The 20643-nt window shown below is 75.4% G+C and carries 14 protein-coding genes; 12 read left to right on the top strand and 2 right to left on the bottom strand.

Annotated features, from left to right (window positions below):
- The first annotated feature begins 187 nt into the window (after positions 1–187).
- The 3 genes from MRBLMG1_RS34370 to MRBLMG1_RS34360 are packed head-to-tail and all read left to right on the top strand — an operon-like array spanning position 188 to position 3992.
- Positions 188–1615, top strand: a complete 1428-nt coding sequence (locus MRBLMG1_RS34370) for a hypothetical protein (RefSeq protein WP_414721703.1) — start codon at positions 188–190, stop codon at positions 1613–1615.
- 11 nt (positions 1616–1626) lie between these two features.
- Entirely contained in the window at positions 1627–2658 is a 1032-nt protein-coding gene (locus tag MRBLMG1_RS34365; protein WP_367828069.1) for a glutamate ABC transporter substrate-binding protein, read from the top strand.
- Positions 2659–2714: 56 nt separating this feature from the next.
- Positions 2715–3992 carry a hypothetical protein gene (locus MRBLMG1_RS34360; protein ID WP_367828068.1) on the top strand — a complete coding sequence of 426 codons (1278 nt, stop codon included), beginning with the start codon at positions 2715–2717 and terminating at the stop codon, positions 3990–3992.
- Between the two features lie 25 nt (positions 3993–4017).
- Here the strand turns inward: MRBLMG1_RS34360 and MRBLMG1_RS37495 are convergent, their stop codons facing one another.
- Complete coding sequence (locus MRBLMG1_RS37495) at positions 4018–4380, bottom strand: hypothetical protein (RefSeq protein ID WP_422664616.1); 363 nt, start codon at positions 4378–4380, stop codon at positions 4018–4020.
- Between MRBLMG1_RS37495 and MRBLMG1_RS34355 the strand changes: the two genes are divergently transcribed.
- From MRBLMG1_RS34355 to MRBLMG1_RS34340, 4 genes are read left to right on the top strand one after another with little or no spacing between them, the layout of a single operon-like run.
- On the top strand, positions 4373–6517 hold the full coding sequence (locus MRBLMG1_RS34355) for a tetratricopeptide repeat protein (protein ID WP_422664615.1): 2145 nt from the start codon (positions 4373–4375) through the stop codon (positions 6515–6517). The two genes, MRBLMG1_RS37495 and MRBLMG1_RS34355, sit on opposite strands and share 8 nt — an antisense overlap.
- Positions 6518–6519: 2 nt before the next feature.
- The gene (locus tag MRBLMG1_RS34350; protein ID WP_367828066.1) at positions 6520–7902 is read left to right on the top strand and encodes a PP2C family serine/threonine-protein phosphatase; all 1383 of its coding nucleotides are present in this window, start codon (positions 6520–6522) and stop codon (positions 7900–7902) included.
- Between the two features lie 53 nt (positions 7903–7955).
- Entirely contained in the window at positions 7956–9296 is a 1341-nt protein-coding gene (locus tag MRBLMG1_RS34345; RefSeq protein WP_367828065.1) for a vWA domain-containing protein, read from the top strand.
- A gap of 41 nt (positions 9297–9337) precedes the next feature.
- Positions 9338–10780 carry an FHA domain-containing protein gene (locus tag MRBLMG1_RS34340; protein WP_367828064.1) on the top strand — a complete coding sequence of 481 codons (1443 nt, stop codon included), beginning with the start codon at positions 9338–9340 and terminating at the stop codon, positions 10778–10780.
- 8 nt (positions 10781–10788) lie between these two features.
- On the opposite strand, the gene MRBLMG1_RS34335 is transcribed toward MRBLMG1_RS34340, so the two are convergent.
- Complete coding sequence (locus tag MRBLMG1_RS34335; protein WP_367828063.1) at positions 10789–11742, bottom strand: methyltransferase domain-containing protein; 954 nt, start codon at positions 11740–11742, stop codon at positions 10789–10791.
- Positions 11743–11839: 97 nt separating this feature from the next.
- On the opposite strand from MRBLMG1_RS34335, the gene MRBLMG1_RS34330 reads away from it, so the two are divergent.
- From MRBLMG1_RS34330 to MRBLMG1_RS34310, 5 genes are all read left to right on the top strand, one after another.
- The gene (locus MRBLMG1_RS34330) at positions 11840–12244 is read left to right on the top strand and encodes a globin (RefSeq protein ID WP_367828062.1); all 405 of its coding nucleotides are present in this window, start codon (positions 11840–11842) and stop codon (positions 12242–12244) included.
- Positions 12245–12473: 229 nt separating this feature from the next.
- Positions 12474–15842, top strand: a complete 3369-nt coding sequence (locus MRBLMG1_RS34325) for an FtsX-like permease family protein (protein ID WP_367828061.1) — start codon at positions 12474–12476, stop codon at positions 15840–15842.
- Positions 15842–18751, top strand: a complete 2910-nt coding sequence (locus MRBLMG1_RS34320) for an ABC transporter permease (protein ID WP_414721702.1) — start codon at positions 15842–15844, stop codon at positions 18749–18751. Before MRBLMG1_RS34325 ends, MRBLMG1_RS34320 begins: the two co-directional genes overlap by 1 nt.
- A complete protein-coding gene (locus tag MRBLMG1_RS34315; RefSeq protein ID WP_367828060.1) occupies positions 18748–19731 on the top strand; it encodes an ABC transporter ATP-binding protein in 984 nt (327 codons plus the stop codon). The genes MRBLMG1_RS34320 and MRBLMG1_RS34315 overlap by 4 nt, the downstream gene beginning before the upstream one ends.
- A 294-nt stretch (positions 19732–20025) precedes the next feature.
- The gene (locus MRBLMG1_RS34310; RefSeq protein WP_367828059.1) at positions 20026–20616 is read left to right on the top strand and encodes a hypothetical protein; all 591 of its coding nucleotides are present in this window, start codon (positions 20026–20028) and stop codon (positions 20614–20616) included.
- The last annotated feature ends 27 nt before the right edge of the window (positions 20617–20643 follow it).

The following is a 20643-nucleotide window of genomic DNA, read 5'->3' as shown; positions in this document are numbered from 1 at the left end:
GAGTGAGGGGGTTCGCCTGCTGATGTGCCGGGGGCATGGGGCACGATAGGAACAAGATCGAGTCAATCCCGGTGTGCGGACGGCCCCCTGAGGCCATACTGCTGGCCGGGGTGGTCGTCCACCGGAACCGGTCGCCACCGGGACACCGGACGGGCCGGCCGACGTCAGCGACCGAGGGGGAGGTCAAGTGACACACCCGCCGAAAGCGCCCGCCGCCTCGGCGGCGCACGGCACGGCGCAGGCGCCCGCGCGCCCGGGCACCGTGCCCGCGCAGCCGTCGCCCGTGCCCACCGCGGCCCCGCCCGCGGGGCGTGGCGCCTGGGCCGTGGGCCGCGAGCGACTGCGCGTGGCCGCGACGACCGAGCCCGGCCGGCTCCAGATCCTCGGCGCCGTACTCGCGCTGCTCGTCGTGGCGTTCGGGGCGGTCAGCGCCCTTGAGGTGTCCGACCGGGCCTCCGCCGCCGACGACGTCGTCAGCCGCAGCCAGCCGCTGAGCGCCGACGCCGCCGCGATCTACCGCTCCCTAGCCGACGCCGACACCACCGCCGCCAGCGGCTTCCTCGCGGGCACGCTGGAGCCCGCGGAGTCCCGCGCGCGGTACACCCGGGACATCACCACCGCCTCCCGGCTCCTCGTCAAGGCCGCGGCGAACGCCGGCGGCTCGTCCGAGTCGGCCCGCGAGATCACCACCCTCAACGAGCAACTGCCCCGCTACACCGGCCTAGTCGAGCGCGCCCGGGCCGCCAACCGGCAGGGCCTGCCGCTGGGCGGCGCCTACCTGCGGTACGCCAACCAGCAGATGGCCGGCACGCTGCTGCCGGCCGCCGAGCGGCTCTACGCGGCGGAGACCGAACGGCTCCAGCGCGACGACGAGTCGGCCCGCACCTGGCCGTTCCTTTCGCTCGCGCTCGGCCTGCTCGCCCTCGGCGTCCTGCTGTGGGCGCAGCGCCGCACCTACGCCCGGACCAACCGGGTCCTCAACCACGGCCTGCTCGCCGCCACCGCCGCCACCGTCGTCGTGCTGCTCTGGCTCGCCGCCGCGCACACGGTCGCGCGCGGCGGGCTCGACAGCGCCCGCGCGCAGGGGCAGGAGTCCCTCCAGGTCCTCAACACCGCGCGGATCAGCTCGCTCACGGCCCGCGCCAACGAGAACCTGACGCTGGTCGCCCGGGGCGCCGTCCTCACCGAGGACGGCAAGAACGACAAGTACGAGGCCGAGTACACGGCGAGCATGGGCGCCCTGACGGACGCGCTCGCCACGGCCCGCGAGCGGGCCGACGACGACGCCGGGCGCGGTCCCGTCGACGAGTCCGCCGCGCGCGCCGCCGAGTGGCGGGAGCGCCACAAGGACGCCCGCGCGAAGGACGAGGCCGGCGACTACGAGGGCGCCCTCGGCCGGATCATCGGCGCGAAGGAGTCCACGGGCGGGTCCTTCGACCAGATCGACGCCGCCCTGGAGCGGGCCCTCGCCCACGAGCAGGCCGAGTTCACCCGCTCCGCCGGGGACGCCAGGGACACGCTGACGGGGTTGCCGCTCGGCGCGGCGGTACTCGGGCTCCTGGGCGCGGCGGGCGCGCTGCTCGGCATCAACCGCAGACTGTCGGAGTACCGGTGAGAGGGGGCGGGATGCCGAACGGCGCGTACCCGCTGGCGCGGCGGACGGCGGGCCGGCTGCGGGGCTGGGGCGGGGTGGCCGCCATGGCCGTGGCCTGCGGGCTCACCGCCACGCTCACCCTGCTGCCGCTCACCCGGGCCGGGACCGGCCCGGCGCCCGCGCAGTGGACGCCGGGGCCCGGCGTGGGCACCGGCGTCCAGATCAAGTCGGACACCTGCGAGCACCCCGAGGCCTCCCTCTCGCCCTCGTCGGCGGACGGCCCGTCGATCCGGGCGATCAAGGACCGCGGGAAGCTGATCGTCGGCGTCGACCAGTCCAGCTACCGCTGGGGCTACCGGAACCCGGAGAAGGGCGTCCTCGAGGGCTTCGACATCGCGCTCGCCCGGGCCATCGCCAAGGACGTCCTCGGCGACCAGGACGCGATCATCTTCCGGGCGATCCCGACCAACCAGCGGATCGCCGCCCTGAACAGCGGCAAGGTCGACCTCGTCGTGCGCACCATGACGATCAACTGCAAGCGGATCGAGCAGGTCGCGTTCTCCACCGCCTACTTCCAGGCCGGCCAGCAGGTCCTCGCGCCCAAGCTCGCCAAGGACATCACCGGCTACGACGCCTCGCTGAAGGGCAAGCGGATCTGCACCGCCGAGGGCTCCACGGCCTACGACGCGCTGGCGGAGAACTCCTTCGGCGCGGTCTTCAAGGACGAGGCCGACGGCACCAAGGACGACAAGGACCTGCTGACCGTCCCCAACCAGCTGGACTGCCTGGCCCGGCTCCAGATGGGCGAGGTCGACGCCGTCGTCACCGACAACGCGCTCGCGGCCGGTCAGGCCGCCCAGGACCCGGCGGTCGAGCTCAAGGGCCGGCCGTTCACCGAGGAGTACTACGGGGTCGCGGCCAAGCTCGGGAACGACGACCTGGTCCGCCGGGTCAACCAGGTCCTGGTGGGCTACCGGCAGGGCCCCTGGCAGGCCGCGTACAAGGAGTGGCTGGAGAAGGACCTGCCCGGGATAACCGGGCCGCCCGCTCCGCTGTACAAGTAGCGCTGTACACGCCCCCGTACGAGCAAGCCCGTACACGACAGCGGAAGAGGTAACAGATGGGCGTCACGGGACCCCCCGGGCCGGTGATGGACCGGGACGAGGTGGACCGTGCGCTGGCGCGGCTCGGCGCCGAGCACAAGGCGATCGAGGACTCGCTCCTCGCGCTGCAGGACCACGCGGGCCGGCGGCTGCTCGAAGGAGCCGAGCTGACCGGCACCACCCGGGACCGCTGGGCGGCGACCGAGCGCACCATCACGCTGCTCTGGACCTGCTTCGACGTGTACACCGGGGCCCTGCGGGAGGCCCGCGAGCTGCGCGGACGGCGCCGCTGGCCCGCCCGCGAGGAGCTGGTGGAGCTGACCGAGCGGCTGCGCGGCGAGAGCGTGCTCGTCGCCGGCGGGGCGGGCGAACAGGCGCTCCTCACCGAGCGTTTCAGCCTGGAGGGGCTCGTCCGGCGGATGAACGAGCTGTACGCCGCCTCGCTCGACCTGGTCGTCACCGCCGACGCCGTCTGGTCGGCGCTGCCGGCCCGGATAGACCTGCTCGCCGCCGAGCTGGGGCGGACGCGTTCGCTGGCGCACTCGGTGGGCGTACGGCCCGGGGAGCATCCGGCCGGGGACGAGCTGGAGGCCATCACGGCCGAGCTGACCGCGCTGCGGTCCCAGGTGGTGACCGACCCGCTGGCCTTCTGGCGTCCGGCGGCGGGGAGTTCGGCGCCCGGCGGCGGCCGCCCCGACACCCAGCGGTACGACCGGGCGGCGCTGGCGCTGGAGGACGTCCGGCGCGAGACCGAGGCCGTCCTCGCGGTCCGGCAGGACTCCGAGGACCGGCTGCTGCGGCTGCGCGACGTCCTCTCGCGGGCCGACCGGACGCTCGCCGAGGCGCGTTCGGCGCGCGGCGAGGTCCTCGCGAAGATCGCCGCCTCCGAGGTGCCGGCCGTCAGCGGGCCGCCGACGGTGCTCCAGGAGCGGCTCGCGGTCGCCGCCGAGTACCGCAGGCACGCCCAGTGGCACCGGCTCTCCCCGCTCCTGGAGTCCCTGGAGCGGGAGGCGGAGGAGGAACTGCTGCGGGCCAGGGAGTCGTTGACCGCGGTGACGGCGCCGCTCGCGGTCCGGGCCGAACTGCGCGGCCGGCTCGACGCCTACAAGGCGAAGGTGGCCCGGCTCGGCGCGGCGGAGGACCCGCTGCTGATCGAGCGGTACGACGCGGCCCGCAGGATGCTGTGGAGCGCGCCGTGCGATCTGCGGGTCGCGGAACAGGCCGTCCTGCGCTACCAGCAGGCGGCGGCGGACGTACTGTCCGGCCCGAGAGACGCGGGAGGACGACAGTGGTGAGCGGGGAGACGGGCGTGGGGAGCTGTCAGCGTCCTTCGTGCGAGGGATCGTACGAGGACATGGGAGGCGGCGAGCTGTACTGCGACACGTGCGGGCTCGCCCCGGTCGTGGCGCCCGGAGGGCTGATCGGCTCGACGCCGACGGGGATGGCCGTGCCCGGCAGGGGGGCGGGCGCTGTCGGCGGGCCGGACTCGGGCTCCTCGCGGAGCGGTTCGCGCGCCTCCTCGCGGGCCTCGTCGCGTTCCTCGACCTCCCGCCGGTCGGTCTCGGGACGCCTGTCGCGCGCGCTCTCCGGCGCGTCCACGGCCCGCTCGGTCTCGGTGCGCAGCTCCGGTTCGTCGACCGGCCAGTCCGCCAGGAACCGGCTGGGCGCGGGCCTGGTGGCCATTCCGGAGGTGCCGCGGCCCGATCCGCGGGCCGCGGTGATGGAGAACGCCGAGGTCCCCGAGCGGAAGCGTTTCTGCTCCCGCTCCGACTGCGGGGCGCCGGTGGGCCGCTCGCGGGGCGACCGGCCGGGCCGCACGGAGGGCTTCTGCACCAAGTGCGGGCACCCGTACTCCTTCGTGCCCAAGCTGCGCGCCGGGGACATCGTCCACGGCCAGTACGAGGTGGCGGGCTGCCTCGCGCACGGCGGCCTCGGCTGGATCTACCTCGCCGTCGACCGGGCGGTCTCCGACCGGTGGGTCGTCCTCAAGGGCCTGCTCGACACCGGCGACCAGGACGCCATGGCGGCGGCGATCTCCGAGCGCCGCTTCCTCGCCGAGATCGAGCACTCCAACATCGTCCGCATCTACAACTTCGTCGAGCACCTCGACCAGCGCACCGGCTCCCTGGACGGCTACATCGTCATGGAGTACGTCGGCGGCAAGTCCCTCAAGGAGATCGCCAACGACCGGCGCACCCCGGACGGCCGCCGCGACCCGCTGCCGGTCGAGCAGGCCTGCGCGTACGGGATCGAGGCCCTGGAGGCGCTCGGCCACCTGCACAGCCGGAACCTGCTGTACTGCGACTTCAAGGTCGACAACGCCATCCAGAGCGAAGACCAGCTGAAGCTCATCGACATGGGCGCGGTCCGGCGGATGGACGACGACGAGTCCGCGATCTACGGCACCGTCGGCTACCAGGCGCCCGAGGTGGCCGAGGTCGGCCCGTCCGTGGCGAGCGACCTGTACACGGTGGCGCGCACCCTCGCGGTGATGACCTTCGACTTCCAGGGCTACACGAACGTGTTCGTGGACTCGCTGCCCGACCCGGAGCACATCGCGGTCTTCCGGACCTACGAGTCGTTCTACCGCTTCCTGGTCCGCGCCACCGACCCCGACCCGGCCCGCCGGTTCGCCTCCGCGCAGGAGATGGCCGAGCAGCTGACCGGCGTCCTGCGCGAGGTGGTGGCGCTCCAGTCGGGGCGCCCGCGCCCGGCCCTCTCGACCCTGTTCGGCACGGAGGTGCGGGTCACCGACACCGTCCTCTTCGCCGAACTCACCGAGGACGTCTCGCTGCTCGGCGCCCGCCGCGGCCGCGGACGGCGGGGCGGGACCGGAGCGCCCGGGGCCCCGGCCACCGCCGGGCCGGCCGCCGGTGCGGGGCTCTCCGGACTGCTCGCTCCCGTCGACACGCCCGCCACCGCGCTCGCGCTGCCCCTGCCGCACGTCGACACCGGCGACCCCAACGCCGGGTTCCTCGCCGGTCTCGCCGCCGCCGCGCCCGGCGAACTGCTCCCGGCGCTCCAGGCCGCGCCCGCGCCCTCCGTCGAGCTGCGGCTGCGCATCCTGCGGGCCCAGCTGGAGCTGGGCGACCTGCGGTCCGCCGCCGGCACCCTCGCGGGCCTCGAGGAGCGGGACCCGGACGACTGGCGGGTCGTCTGGTACCGGGGCGTCACCTCCCTGGTGACAGGCGACCACGAGCAGGCGGCCCTCGCCTTCGACGCGGTGTACGACGCCTTCCCCGGCGAGCCCGCGCCGAAGCTGGCCCTCGGCGTCTGCGCCGAGGTGCTCGGCCAGCTGGACAACGCCGCCGAGTACTACCACCTGGTGTGGACCACCGACCCGAGCTTCGTCAGCGCGGCCTTCGGACTCGCCCGCGTACGGCTGGCCGCGGGCGACCGCACCGGGTCCGTGCAGGCCCTGGAGTCCGTGCCCGAGGCGTCCATCCACTACACGGCGGCCCGGGTCGCGGCCGTGCGGGCGCGGCTGCGGCGGCGCCCCGCGCACGAGCCGCTGGGCACCGATCTGACGGCGGCCGCCACGCAGGTCTCCGCGCTCCAGGGCTTCGGTCTGGACGCGGTGCGCCGCGAGCAGTTGTCGACGGAGGTCCTCGGAACGGCCCTCGACTGGGTACTCTCCGGGAGTCCCGGTGCGGCACCGGGCGGCGGCGCGCTGCTGCTCGGAAGTGAACTGGACGAGCGCGGACTGCGCTTCGGCCTCGAACGCTCGTACCGGGTGCTTGCCCGGCTCGCCCAGCAGGGCGACGAGAGGATCGAACTGGTGGAGCGGGCCAACCGCTTCCGTCCCCGGACGTGGGTGTGAGGATGTCCCAGAAGCCGAAGCCGTCGCACGGACTCGCCGCCTGCCCGGGCTGCGCGGAGCCGCTGGACTCGGGTGACCGGTTCTGCGGGGCGTGCGGCTACGACCTCTCGGCCCTGCCGGCCGCCGAGGCCGAGCCGGACCGCCCGACCGTGGCGATCGTCACCCCCGTCGCCTGGCCGGACGCCCCGCCCCGGGACCCCGGTTCGCTCTCGACGATGACCCAGCACCCGGGCGACCTCCCCGGCACCGACTCCGGCGGCCGGGACCTGCCCACGATCGAGGTCCGCACGGACGGCCCGGCACCGGCCCCCTCGGCGCCCGCCTCCGCGACCGCGTCCGGGACCGGAACGGGCGGCGACTTCGAACTGGCCGCCCCCGATCCCCGTACGGCCGTGCGGACCGATCCGCCCGCGGCCCTCGCCCAGGCACCGGCCGCGGCCGGTGCGGCGCCGGCTCCGTCGGCCGCGCTCTGCGTGGCCTGCCGGGCCGGCCGGGTGGACACCGACGGCTACTGCGAGAACTGCGGGCACGCGCAGCCGCGCGAGCGCGACCACATGGAGCGGGAGGCCGGCCCCGCCGCCGCCGTCAGCGACCGGGGGCTGCGCCACCACCGCAACGAGGACGCGTTCGCCGTCTCGGCGACCACCCTCCCCGACGGCTCCCCCGCCGTCCTCGCGATCGTCTGCGACGGCGTCTCCTCGGCGACCCGCCCCGACGACGCCTCCGCCGCCGCCGCGGCCGCCGCCGAAGCCTCGCTGCTCGCCGCGCTGCCCCGGGGCACCCACCCGCAGCAGGCCATGCACGAGGCGATCGTGGCCGCCGCCGAGGCCGTCGACTCCCTCGCGGAGGAGCCGGATCAGGACGGTGCGGAGCACGACCCGCACCGCCACCGGAACGCCCCGGCGTGCACCATCGTCGGCTCGATCGTCGCCGACGGCCTGCTCGTCGTGGGCTGGGTCGGCGACAGCCGCGTCTACTGGGTGCCGGACGACCGGGGCACCGCGTCCGTCCGGCTGACCGAGGACGACTCGTGGGCCGCCCAGATGGTCGCGGCGGGCCTGATGAACGAGGCCGAGGCGTACGCGGACGAGCGCGCCCACGCGATCACCGGCTGGCTCGGCGCCGACTCGTACGAACTGGAGCCGCACACCGCCTCGTACAAGCCGGACCACTCCGGTGTGGTGGTGGTCTGCACCGACGGCCTCTGGAACTACGCGGAAGGTCCCGAGGACATGGCCAGGGTCGTCCCCGCGGACGCGGCGGAGCGCCCGCTGCACGGCGCCCAGGTCCTGGTCGGGCACGCCCTGGACGGCGGCGGCCACGACAACATCACGGTCGCCCTCGTGCCGTTCACCGTCACTCCGCACGGGGCGGAACCCGCCTGAGCGGTCGCCGTTCCTCCGTCCCTTCACCGTTGTTGCCCGAGGAGCCCGAACAGATGGCGAACTTCTCCAAGTCGACCGTGCCCCAGTTCTCGGTGGACGTCTACCAGAACGAGTTCCTGCCCGAGGGCGGCCGGGACGTCAGCGCGATCGTCACGGTCACCTCGACCGGGGGCGGCACCGGCGCCGCGGGCCTCGGCGGCTTCGGGGGCTTCACCGGCGGCGGCACGGCCGGCGTCGTGATCATGGTCGACTGCTCCGGCTCGATGGACTACCCCGCCACCAAGATGCGCGGCGCCCGCGAGGCGACCGCCGCCGCCGTCGACACCCTGCGCGACGGCACCTCCTTCGCCGTCGTCGCCGGCACGCACGTGGCGAACGAGGTCTACCCCGGCAACGGCGGCCTCGCCGTCGCCGACGCCCGGACCCGCGCCGAGGCCAAGGAGGCGCTGCGCCGCCTCTCCGCCGGCGGCGGCACGGCGATCGGGACCTGGCTGCGCCTCGCGGACCGGCTCCTCTCCTCCGCCGACCTGTCCATCCGGCACGGCATCCTGCTCACCGACGGCCGCAACGAGCACGAGACGCCGGAGGAGCTGCGGGCCGCCCTGGACGCCTGCGCGGGCCGGTTCACCTGCGACGCGCGCGGGGTCGGCACCGACTGGGAGGTCAAGGAGGTCACCGGGATCGCGTCCGCGCTCCTCGGCACCGCCGACATCGTCGCCGACCCGGCCGGTCTCACCGCCGACTTCACGTCGATGATGGAGACCGCGATGGGCAAGGGCGTGGCGGACGTCGCGCTCCGCCTGTGGACCCCGGTCGGGGTCGAGATCGCGTTCGTGAAGCAGGTGGCGCCGTCGGTCGAGGACCTCACCGGGCGGCGCACCGAGGCCGGTCCGCGCGCCGGGGACTACCCGACGGGTTCGTGGGGCGACGAGTCCCGCGACTACCACGTGAGCGTGCGCGTCCCTCAGGCGGCGGTCGGCCGCGAGATGCTCGCCGCCCGCGTCTCGCTGATCGCCCCGGACCCGGCGGGCGGCGACCCGCGGCCGCTGTCCCAAGGGCTGGTACGGGCGGTGTGGACGGACGACCTCGCGATGTCGACGTCGATCAACCCCCAGGTCGCGCACTACACCGGCCAGGCGGAGCTCGCGGATGTCATCCAACAGGGGCTCGATGCACGCAAATCGGGCGATCACGACGGCGCGACGGCCAAACTGGGCCGCGCCGTGCAGCTCGCGGCGGCCTCCGGCAACGCGGATACGGCGAAACTGCTTTCGAAGGTGGTCGACGTCGTCGACGCGGCGACCGGTACTGTGCGTTTGAAGGCGAAGGTCGCGGAAGCGGACGAGATGACACTCGAGACCCGCTCCACCAAGACCGTTCGCGTCAAGAGGTAGCCCGGCCACCGGGCCGGACGACGAGAGGGGGAAGCACCGACATGCCGACCTGCCCGAACGGACACCAGTCGGTCTCCGACGACTGGTGCGAGGTCTGCGGCCACCGCATGGCCGGGGCGGGCGCGCCTGCGGGTGCCGTACCGCCGCCTCCCCCGCCGCCGCCCCCCGCGTACGGATACCCCGGCCCCGGCCAGGCCCCGCCCGGCCCGCCGCCGGGCGCACCGGGCGGGTTCGACGGCCCCGGTGCACACGGTGCTCCCGGCGGCTTCGACGGCCCGGGTGCGCACGGCGGCTTCGACGGCCCCGGCGGGTTCGGCCCCGGCGCGCCCTCGGCTCCCCCGGTTCCTCCTCCGGCTCCCGGCGGCTTCGGCCACGGGGGCGACCCGAACGCGACGGCCCAGGCGGAGCTCTGCCCGCAGTGCCGTACGCCGCGCGAGCACATGGCGCCGTTCTGTGAGGAGTGCCGCTGGAACTTCCTCACGAACACAGCGACCTCGTACACCCCGCTCGCCCCGCACAACCCGCCGGCGCAGCAGCCGGGACCGCCGCCGGGCCTCAACCTGCCGCCCGGCTTCCAGTCGCCGCCGCCCCCGCCGCCGCATCAGCAGCCGCCGTCGCAGCAGCCCGACCCGTTCGGCTACCAGGGTTCGCGGCCCTCGCAGGTGAACCGGCCCGCCGAGCCGCTGGGCGCCGAGCCCACGCACCACCAGGCGCCTCCGCAGCGCCCGCCGGTGCAGCAGCCTCCGGTGCAGCAGCCGGGGACGCAGCAGCCGCCGGCCCCGCCCGCGTACCTCCAGGCCCCGGCAGCGGCCCCGGCGCCCCCCGCGCCGCCGCAGCCGCGCGCCGACGACGACTGGGTCCTGTCCCCGCCGTCGCAGCCGCACGCCCCGCAGCCGCCGGCTCCGCAGCACCAGCAGCCGCAGCAGCCGATGCAGCAGCCACCGCAGCACCAGCAGCACCAGGGATCCCAGCAGCACCAGGGGCCTCCCCCGCACCAGGGACCGCCGCAGCACCAGGCGCCTCCTTCGTACCAGGCGCCCCAGGGGCCTCCGCAGCAGTTCCAGCCGCCGCAGCAGCCCCTGACCTGGACCGCGGTCATCGGCCCCGACCGCGAGTACTTCATGGCGATGATGCACCGCAGCGGGCCCGAGGCCTCGGGCCTCAACCTGCCCGCGTACTCGCCGGACAAGCACCTGCCGCTGCAGGGCAACCAGATCTCCATCGGCCGCCGCCGGCACTCCACCGGCGAGTCCCCCGACATCGACCTGTCGGTGCCGCCGGAGGACCCGGGCGTCTCGCACCAGCACGCCGTGCTCGTGCAGCAGCCGGACGGCTCGTGGGCGGTGGTGGACCAGAACTCCACCAACGGCACCACGATCAACGGCGGCGAGGAACCGATTCAGCCGTACGTCCCGGTCCAGCTCCAGGAGGGCGACCGCGTGCACGTCGGCGCCTGGACGACGATCACGATCCGGCGGGGATAGCCCCCTGCTCAGGCCTCGGGCAGGGGCCAGGCGTACGGCCCCGCGGGGTCGTCCAGCCAGGCCCACTGCCGGTCGCCGCTGACCGTCACCCCGAAGCGCTCCCGCTCCGGCCGCCGCTCGCGCAGCCAGAGCGAGAGCGCTTCGCGCCTGTCCAGGGCCTCGCCGGCCAGCCCCCAGAGGAAGCCGAAGCCCTCGTCCCCGGCCGGTCCGCGGCGCGGGACGCGGGCGGCGAGGCCCCGAAGCGCCACGAAGTACGCCGAGGTCGCCAGGAACCGGCCCTCCGCGTGCGTGCCGTCCCTGACCCGCAGCAGGACGAGGCCGGTGGAGAGCGGGGCGAGGACCAGGGCGTCCGGCCGGGCCTGCGCGAGCCAGGGGTACGGCACCGAGGGCACCGCGCAGGTCGCGACGATCCGGTCGTAGGGGGCGTGCTCCGGGCAGCCGCGGGCGCCGTCGGCGGTGACGACGGCCGGCCGGTACCCGGCGGCGGCGAGGTGGGTCCTGGCGGCCTCGGCGATCTCCTCGTCCAGGTCGACCGTGGTGACGTGCGCGTCGCCGAGCCGGTGGCAGAGCAGGGCGGCGTGGTAGCCGGTACCGGCGCCGATCTCCAGGACGTCGTCCCCGTCGCGTACGTCCAGGGCCCGGAGCATCAGCGCCATCAGCGACGGCTGGCTGGCCGAGGAGACCAGGTCGCCGTCCCGTACCCGGGTGGCGATCGCCGTGTCCCCGTACGCCCCGCGCAGCCAGCGCCGCCGGCGCCCGGGGTCGGGGTCGCCGGACCAGAGCCGCTCGTAGCCCCCGGACCCCGCGACGTAGTAGTACGGGACGAAGAGATGGCGCGGGACCTCGTCGAAGGCGGCCCGCCACGCCGGATCGGCCAGCTCTCCCGCCGCCTCCACCTCGCGTACGAGCGCCCGCCGCGCCCGCGCGGCGGCGCCGGCGAACTCGTCCCACGGCTCACCCATGCCTCCACTCTCCCGCCGCGGGAGGGGCCCGGCGAGCGCTCCGGGGGGTGGTCGTAGGCCTCCGGTCCTCGGCCGGGTCATCTGAGACGATGGAACGGTGAACGAGATTCCCGGGGAAACAGTGCAGGAGCAGACCTTCTACGAGCAGGTCGGCGGCGAGGAGACCTTCCGCCGTCTGGTCCACCGCTTCTACGAGGGCGTCGCCGGGGACCCGCTGCTGCGCCCGATGTACCCCGAGGAGGACCTCGGCCCCGCCGAGGAGCGGCTCACCCTCTTCCTGATCCAGTACTGGGGCGGCCCCCGCACCTACAGCGACCACCGCGGCCACCCGCGCCTCCGGATGCGCCACGCCCCGTTCACCGTCGACCGCGCCGCCCACGACGCCTGGCTCCGCCACATGCGCGACGCCGTGGACACCCTCGACCTCTCCCCCGCCCACGAGGCGGAGCTCTGGAAGTACCTGACCTACGCCGCCGCGTCGATGGTGAACACGGCGGACTGACGCTCCCTCACCCCGCCCCGGGCGCCTCGGCGGCCCGGCTCAGGCCCGGCCTGGCATGGACGGACACATTCCGGAGAGTGTGCCCCAAATAACGGTCACAATCGCATCAAGGTCGGTCTGCAAGCGGTTTCCAGCAGCACGTGCACTCTGAAAGCATCCGAGAGAAGTTCCGGGGGCGTTCGGCGAGTGTTCGACGTGCGTGCCGTGATCAGGGTGGCCAGGGGGACGGGTGACGGGGTTCGTATTTCTGCGCGTCAGGGCGCACCGGCTACTGCTCTCCGCGGCACTCCTCGCGGTGCTCCTGACCACCTCGGTGCTGGCCACGCTCGCGGCGTTCTCCGGCGCCATCGGGGACGCGGCGCTCCAGGCCGGCCTCCGCGGCCGGTCGGCGGCGGCCGCGTCGCTGCTCGTCACCGGCCAGGTGACCGAGGCGAAACGGGCGAGCGCCGAGGCCGCCGTCACCGACGGCATGCGCCGCACCTTCGACGGACTGCCGGTCACCGTACGGCGCCTGGAGCGATCGGGGCCGTACGCGCTGCCGCGGAACCTCCAGCCCGCGGCGGCCCGCAAGGGCGACCCCGACCTCACGCACTTCGCCGCCCTCGACCGCTCGCGGCTGGCTCTCGTCAAGGGCGCCTGGCCCTCGGCGACCCGGACCGCGGGCGTGGTCGAGACGGCGCTGCCCGAAGAGGCCGCCCGGCGGCTCCGGGTGGAGCCCGGCACCGTCCTCGACCTCGGTGACCGGCTCGACGACAAGCGGCCGGTGAAGACCCGGATCACCGGCGTCTACCGGCCCGTCGACACCGCCGACCTGTACTGGCAGCTCGACCCGGCCGGCGGGCGCGGCGTGCGGACCGTCGCGTTCACCACGTACGGGCCGCTGCTCGTCGACCCGGCCGTACTCGGCGCAGGGGCACTGAGCGCCGGCACCACCTCCTGGCTCGGCTCCGCCGACTTCACCGGCTTCACCACCGACCGGATCGACGCCCTGCGGGCCTCGGCGACCGCCGGACCGCAGGCCCTCGCCGAGAACACCGACGCGTTCGGGACGACGATCACCGCGTCCACCGCACTGCCGACCTCCTTGGAGCAGACCCAGCGCGCGCTGCTCGTCTCCCGCTCCACCCTGCTGATCGTCGCCGTGCAGCTGGTGCTGCTCGCCACGTACGCCCTGCTGCTCGTCGCCCGGCTGCTCAGCACCGAGCGCTCCGGGGAGACGGCGCTGCTGCGGGCCCGCGGCGGTTCGCGGCGCCGGATCGCCGGGCTCGCCGGCGCCGAGGCACTGCTGCTCGCGCTGCCTGCGGCCGTCGCCGCGCCCCTCCTGTCCGGACCGCTGACCCGGCTGTTCGCCGAGCGGTCCGCGCTCTCCTCGCTCGGCGTCCGGCTCGACACGACCCCCTCGCTCCAGGTGTGGCTGGTCGCCGCCGCCGTGGCCCTGCTCTGCGCGGCGGCCGTCGTCGCGCCCGCGCTCGCCGCCGGCGACGGCTCCGGCGTCTCGCTGCGCAAGGCCCGCTCGGCTTCACTGCCCGCACCCGTACGGGCCGGTGCCGACGTCGCCCTCCTCGCCATCGCGGCCGTCGCCTACTGGCAGCTCCAGCGGCCCGCCGCCGCGGGCGGCACCCTCGGCGCGGACGAGGACGGCGGCGGCTCCATCGACCCGGTGCTCGTCGCCGCGCCCGCGCTCGCCCTGCTCGCCGGCACCGTCCTGACCCTGCGTCTGCTGCCGCCCGCCGCCAAGCTGGCCGAGCGGCGCGCGGCGGGCGGGCGCGGCCTCTCCGCCGCCCTCGCCGGCTGGCAGTTCAGCCGCCGGCCGCTGCGCGGCGCGGGCCCCGTCCTCCTCCTCGTCCTCGCCGTGGCGATGGGCATGCTGGCCATCGGGCAGAGCGGCTCGTGGGAGCGGTCGCAGCGCGACCAGGCCGACTTCCGCACCGGAGCGGCCGTCCGCGTCCTCAGCGCCGGGCCCGGGGAGCCGACGGAGACCGAGCGGTTGGCCACCGTGCCGGGCGTGACGGCCGTAGCCCCGGTGTACCGCGCCGACACGGACGTCGCCGGGACGACCGCGACCGTCCTGGCCGTGGACACCCGCAACGCCGCCGACAGCATGCTGCTCCGCGCCGACCTCACCGGCACCCCGGCCTCCGCCCTCCTCGCCCCGCTCGTGCCGAAGGCCGTCGACCGGCCCGGACTCCGGCTGCCCGCAGGCACCCGCACTCTCGCCGTCGACCTGCGCGGCGTCGCGCCGGCCGGCACGCCCGAGGGCAAGGTCACGGCCGTCTTCGAGGACCCGAACGGCATCCCGTACACGCGGCTGTTGGGGACGCTGCCGTACGACGGCCGCACCCACCGGCTGACCGTCGACCTCGGCGCCCTGACCGCGGGTCCCGGCGCCGACGGGAGCCGCGGCTCCGGCGGTCTGCTCACCCTCACCGGCCTGGAGACCGAGGGCCAGATCGTCGACGGCGCCACGCACACGCAGTCCGTCCACGTCGAGCGCTTCGCCACCGTCCGGCCGGACGGCACCGAGCAGGCGCACTCCCCGGGGCGGGTCCTGGCCTCCTGGGCGCCCACCATCGATCAGACCGAGAACGGCGACCCGGGCGGCAGCGGCACCGCCCGCGGCACCGCCGGTTCCGCGGGCCCCGGCGGACGCCCCGCGCCGTACACCGTCCCGTTCGTCGTCACCGGCGGCGTCCCCGACGACAGCCACTGGGCGCCGGAGGAGTACACCCTGCGGATGAACGCGCCCAGGGCTCCGGCGCCCGAGCACCTGCCCGCCGTGGCCACCGAGGCCTTCATGAACGCGACCGGCGCCAAGCCCGGCGACCCGGTGGAGGTGTCCGTCGACGGCCGGCAGCTCGAGGTCTCCGTCGTCCGGGTAGTGAAGGAGCTGCCGACCACCGGCCCCGGCGCCCGGACCGTCTCCGCCACCACGCCCGTCGCCACCCCCGAGGACGGCGGCGCGGTCCTCGTCGACCTGGCTTCGGCCAACCGCCACCTCACCGCCGACCCCGAGCAGAGCTCGACCCTGCCGCCCACCGAGTGGTGGCTCACCGTCGCCCCCGGCCGCGCGGACGACGTCGCCGCGGCCCTGCGCGCCCGCCCCAACGCGGACCCCGCCCAGGTCCTCGTACGCGACGAGGCCGCCGCCGACCTCCTCGGCGACCCGCTCGGCGCCGGCCCCAACGCCGCCCTGATGGCCGTCGCGGCCGCCGCCGCCGCACTCGCCGCGGTCGGCTTCGCGGTCGGCTCGGCCGGCGCGATGCGGGAACGATCCGCCGAGTTCGGCGTCCTCCAGGCGCTCGGCACCCCGCGCAGCCGGCTCGCCCGGCTCATCGCCGCCGAACAGGGCATCCTCATCGGCATCGGCCTGCTCGTCGGCATCGGGCTCGGGACCGTCCTGGCCCGGGCCGTCGTCCCGCTCGTCGTCCTCACCGGCCAGGCCGCCCGCCCCGTCCCCGGGGTCCTCGTCGAACTGCCCCTCGGCCAGGTGGCCCTGCTCCTCGCCGGCGTCGCCACCCTCCCGCTGGCCATCGTCGCCGCCATCGCCCTGCGCCGCACCGACCCCGTCGTGACCCTGCGCCACCAGGGGGACCACTGATGCCCGCCGCGGACGACGACGTGACCGGCGGGCAGCCCGTCGAGCACCCCGGACCACCCACCGGAGCCACCAAGGCCCCCGCCGCACGCAGGAAGGCACCCGACATGTCCCCGTCCCGGTCCGACAAGCCCGCCCGCGCCGTGGCGCCCTGGGTGCGGACCCGGCTGCGGACCGCGCCCTGGGCCGCCGTGTCGCTCGCCCTGCTCGTGTTCGTCACCGCCTACCTCGCGGCGGCGCTGCCGCGCGCTGTGGACACGTACGAGACGGAGGGCCTGCGGCACGACATCCGGACCGCCGCGCCCCGCAACAGCGTCCTCGAACTGACCGCCGAGGCGCCCGGACTGGAGCTCCGTCAGGCCGAGCGCGAGGCGGAGCTGGCCCCCGACGTGCTCCGCGGGCAGCACGACCAGGTGCTCACCTTGCTCCCCGAGCCGCTGCGCGTCGACCCGCGGCAGACCGTCCACGGTGTCCGTACCGTCACCCGGGTCAAGGGCCTCGACCCGTGGCTGCCACGGCCCGACGGGATCTCCCCCGAGTTCCTCCTCTCCTCCCCGTCCGACGTGGCCGGCCACACCACGCTGCGGCAGGGCCGGGCCGCCGCCGGAACGGCACGCCACCCCGAGGCGGTGGTGACGGCGAAGACCGCCGAGTCCCTCCGGCTGAAGCCCGGTTCCGTCGTGCACGTGCCGGGCCGGGTCAGCGCCGAGCCGATCGCCGTGACGATCACCGGGATCGTCGAGCCGCGCGACCCCGAAGGCGCGTACTGGGCCGTCGAACCGCTCGTGCGCGCCCCCGCCCTCGCCACGCTCGTCGGCGACGAGATCAAGTACTACTGGCAGGCGGCACTGCTGGTCGCCCCCGAGTCGGCGCCCGCCCTGCTCGCCACCCTCGGCGACCCGGAGGTCTTCTTCCGGTTCATGCCGGAGGCCGACCACCTCACCACCCGCGACACCGACCGGCTCACCACCGTGCTCGACTCGGTCGACGGCGGACCCGAGCTGGTGAACATACGCAGGGTCATCGGGCCCACCGGCGCCTTCAGCACCGAACTCGACACGATCGTCGGCTCGTACCGCTCGATGCGCGACGCGATCAGCCCGGTCGTCGCCGTCGCCGTCTTCGGCATCGGCGCGGTCGCGGCGGTCGTCCTCGCCATGACCGGCGGCCTCTTCGTCGCCCGCCGGGACAGCGAGCTGGCACTGATCCGCTCCCGCGGCGCCTCACTCACCGGCATCGGCATGCGGCTGCTCGGCGAGACCACGGCGGTCGCCGTACCGGCCGCCGCCCTCGCCCTCGGCCTCGCGGTGGCGACGCTCCGCGGCCCGGACGGCGGATCGGGCGGCATCCCGCTCGCGCCCTCCCTCCTCGCCACCGTGGCCGTCGCCCTGATCGCGATGCTCGTGCTGCCCCTGCGGGCCGTCGTCGTGCACCGCACCCCGCGCCTGCACGGCGGCCGGGACGACCTGCTCACCGCCCGTCCCTCCCGGCGCCGCACGGTCCTCGAACTCACCGTGCTCGTACTGACCGTCGGCGCCGTCGCCTCGCTGCGGCTGCGCGGCACCGCCGACGGGGACCACCTGGTGAGCGCCGCCCCGGTGCTCGTCGGCCTGATCGCGGCCATGCTGCTCGTACGGATCTACCCCCTGCCTCTGCGGTGGGCGGCCCGCCCGGCCCGCCGGCTGCGCGGGGCCGTAGGACCGCTCGCCCTGGCCCGCGCCGGACGCTCGTCCTCGACGGGCACGCTCCCGCTGCTCGCGCTGGTCCTCGCGCTGGCCACGGCGGCCTTCGGCGGCTCCGTCCTCGCCGGTGTCGCCGACGCCCGCGACCGGTCCGCGCTCCTTGCCGTCGGCGCGGACGCCCGGATCGACGGCTCGGTCGAATGGACGCCGGTCCCGGCGGAGCTCACCGAGAAGGTGCGCCGTACGCCGGGGGTACGGGACCTGGCCCCGGTGCAGGTCGAGTACGGGGTGTCGCTGCCGTCCCTCGAGGGCGTCTCCGCACTGCCGATGACCGCGCCGCTCGTGGGCGTCGAACCCGGCTCGTACACCCGGCTCGCGCAGCGGACCGGCTTCGGTCCCTTCGCCGCCGGGCTGCTCGCCTCGACCGGGCGGGGCGGCCCGGGCGCGGTCGCGGACACCGACCGGGTGCTGCCCGCGATCGCCTCGCCTTCGGTCGCCGAACGGTTCGGCGAGAAGCCGCTGGAGATCGTGTCGGCGGCCGGCGTCTTCCGAGTGAGGGTGGTCGCGGTCCGGTCCACCACCCCGGCCCTCTCCGACGCCGACTTCCTCCTCGTCAACGCCGCCGACCTCACCCGCCGGGTGCCCACCGCCCTGCTCGTCACGGGGGCGCCGGACGCCACCGCGCTGCGCACCGCCGTGGCGGACTCGTCCGAGTCCGGCGACTTCCTCGTGACGACCCGCGGCGAGGAGCGGACCACCTACGTGGACTCGCCGCTCCAGTCGGGCGCCGAGGGCATCTACCTGGGCGCGATCGGCGCGGGCGCGGGCTACGCGATGGTCGCGGTCCTGCTCTCCCTCATGCAGAGCGCGCCGGAGCGGACCAAGCTCCTCGCCCGCCTCCGGACGATGGGCCTCACCCGCAAGCAGGGCCGGCGGCTGCTCGGCCTCGAAGCACTGCCGCAGGCGGTCCTCGCGGCACTCGGCGGCACACTGGTCGGCTGGGCGACGGTTCCGCTGCTCGCCCCGGGCATCGACCTGTTCCGGCTGGCGCTCGCGACGGCGCCGGGATTCGCCCGGCTGGACAGCGCCCCGCTGCGGGCGGACCCGTGGTCGCTGGTGCTGCCCGCGCTCGCCGTCGTCCTCCTGACGGGGCTGGCGGCCGCGGGACAGGCCTGGTGGGCGGGGCGCAGGGGCTCGATCAAGGAACTCAGGGCAGGAGACGCACGATGACCAAGACCGGGACCCCGAGTGGGACGACGCTGACCGACACCGGTTCGGACACCACCCTCGAAGAGCTGGAGCGGCGGGCCACGGCGCGGCGCGACCGGCCCTCGTACGGCCACGACGCGCTCATCGCCTGCGACCGCCTCGTCCGGATCTTCACCACGGACGGCGTCGAGGTGCAGGCGCTCCAGGGCCTCGACCTCCTCGTGAAGGAGGGCGAGCTGATGGCCCTGGTCGGCGCCTCCGGCTCCGGCAAGTCGACCCTGATGAACATCCTCGCGGGCCTGGACGTGCCGACCGCCGGAGCGGCCCGCGTCGCCGGCTGCGACCTGCTCGCCATGGACGGCAAGGCGCGCCTCCGCTACCGCCGCGAGGTCGTCGGCTTCGTCTGGCAGCAGACCGCCCGCAACCTCCTCCCCTACCTGACGGCCGCCCAGAACGTGGCCCTCCCCATGCAGTTGCGCGGCCGGTCCAAGCAGAAGGCGGAGCGGGCCGAGGAGCTGCTCGCCATGCTCGGCATCTCCGAGATCCGCGACCGGCGGCCGCACCAGCTCTCCGGCGGCCAGCAGCAGCGGGTGGCCATCGCGGTCGCCCTGGCCAACAACCCGGCCGTGCTCCTCGCCGACGAGCCGACGGGCGAGCTGGACTCCGCCACCGGCGAGCAGGTCTTCGCGGCCTTCCGGCGCGCCAACGAGGAGCTCGGCACGACGATCGTCATCGTCACCCACGACCAGGCCGTCGCCTCCGAGGTCCGCCGCACCGTCGCCATCCGCGACGGCCGCACCTCCTCCGAGGTCCTCCGCCGCACCGAGGTCGACGAGCTCGGCCAGGAGTCCCTCGTCGCCCGCGAGTACGCCATGCTCGACCGCGCCGGCCGCCTCCAGCTCCCCGCCGAGTACACCCAGGCCCTCGGCATGGAGCACCGGGTCGCCCTCGAACTCGAACAGGACCACATCGGGGTCTGGCCGGACGACGCGGAGCACTGAGCGGGGGGGGGCCGGGCCGCTGGGCTTCTGGCTCCTGGGCCGATGGGCTCGTGGGCCGCTGGGCTCGTGGGCCGCTGGGCTTGTGGGCTGCCGGGCCGCTGGGCTCGTGGGCCGTTGGGCTTGTGGGCTCCCGGCGCCCTGACTGCTGTGTCCTCCGGGTTCCGGACTCCGGAGTCCCGACGTCGGGGCTGGGGCTAGGACTCCCGTGCAACCGCGTACCCGTGAACCGGCGTCCCCGCCCACGGACCTGACCGCAGTCGACGTCCGCAGTCGACGTCACTCCCAGGGGGACCCATGGGGAAGGCCGTGGCGTACGCCGGGGCGCTGCTCGTGCCCGCGCTCGCCGGAACGCTCCTGTGGACGTGGGCGGACCGGAGCCTGCGCAGCCCGCACGGGCTGCCCACCGCGCTGGGGGTGGCGGGCGGCCTCGCGCTCACCGCGGCCGCGCTCCTGGCGCACAACGCGCTCTTCCGCGAGGGCGGCAGCATCGCCGCCGTCGTGCTCATGCTCGCGGGCCTCACGGCGGTCTGGGTGGAGGCCCGGGACTCCGCCGTCCGCGGCGCGGTCACCGACTGCGTGGTGGTGGGCGAGGTCAAGGTGACCCACCATCCGACCTTCGGCGAGGGCGCACCCGAGGCCAAGACCCTGTACCACCACACCCTGGACTGCGCCGGCGGCTACCCCACCGACTTCTCCGCCGAGGAACGCATCGGCTCCTCCGGCACCGCGGTCCGCATCGCCTACGACCCCGCTCACCGCATGGACCCCATCCTGGAACGCCAGAACAAGGCCCACGGCTCCCCCGTCGTCCCCGCGTCCCTGCTCGCGCTGTCGGCGGCCCTGTCGGCGGTCGCGATCTCCAGGGAGGGGCGCGGCGAGGACTGACCCGCACGATGGTGGAACGCCCGCCCT

The sequence above is a fragment of the Streptomyces sp. LMG1-1-1.1 genome (assembly GCF_040815545.1).
Classification (GTDB): domain Bacteria; phylum Actinomycetota; class Actinomycetes; order Streptomycetales; family Streptomycetaceae; genus Streptomyces.
Note: the sequence above shows the minus strand (reverse complement) of the source record. Positions and strands in the feature narration are given on the sequence as shown.

What these genes read in the sequence shown, in the direction of transcription:
- MRBLMG1_RS34365 (WP_367828069.1), top strand. Translation starts at nt 1,627, where the DNA reads ATGCCGAACGGCGCGTACCCGCTGGCGCGGCGGACGGCGGGCCGGCTG.
- MRBLMG1_RS34360 (WP_367828068.1), top strand. Translation starts at nt 2,715, where the DNA reads ATGGGCGTCACGGGACCCCCCGGGCCGGTGATGGACCGGGACGAGGTG.
- MRBLMG1_RS37495 (WP_422664616.1), bottom strand. Translation starts at nt 4,380, where the DNA reads ATGGCCACCAGGCCCGCGCCCAGCCGGTTCCTGGCGGACTGGCCGGTC.
- MRBLMG1_RS34350 (WP_367828066.1), top strand. Translation starts at nt 6,520, where the DNA reads ATGTCCCAGAAGCCGAAGCCGTCGCACGGACTCGCCGCCTGCCCGGGC.
- MRBLMG1_RS34345 (WP_367828065.1), top strand. Translation starts at nt 7,956, where the DNA reads ATGGCGAACTTCTCCAAGTCGACCGTGCCCCAGTTCTCGGTGGACGTC.
- MRBLMG1_RS34340 (WP_367828064.1), top strand. Translation starts at nt 9,338, where the DNA reads ATGCCGACCTGCCCGAACGGACACCAGTCGGTCTCCGACGACTGGTGC.
- MRBLMG1_RS34335 (WP_367828063.1), bottom strand. Translation starts at nt 11,742, where the DNA reads ATGGGTGAGCCGTGGGACGAGTTCGCCGGCGCCGCCGCGCGGGCGCGG.
- MRBLMG1_RS34320 (WP_414721702.1), top strand. Translation starts at nt 15,842, where the DNA reads ATGCCCGCCGCGGACGACGACGTGACCGGCGGGCAGCCCGTCGAGCAC.
- MRBLMG1_RS34315 (WP_367828060.1), top strand. Translation starts at nt 18,748, where the DNA reads ATGACCAAGACCGGGACCCCGAGTGGGACGACGCTGACCGACACCGGT.
- MRBLMG1_RS34310 (WP_367828059.1), top strand. Translation starts at nt 20,026, where the DNA reads ATGGGGAAGGCCGTGGCGTACGCCGGGGCGCTGCTCGTGCCCGCGCTC.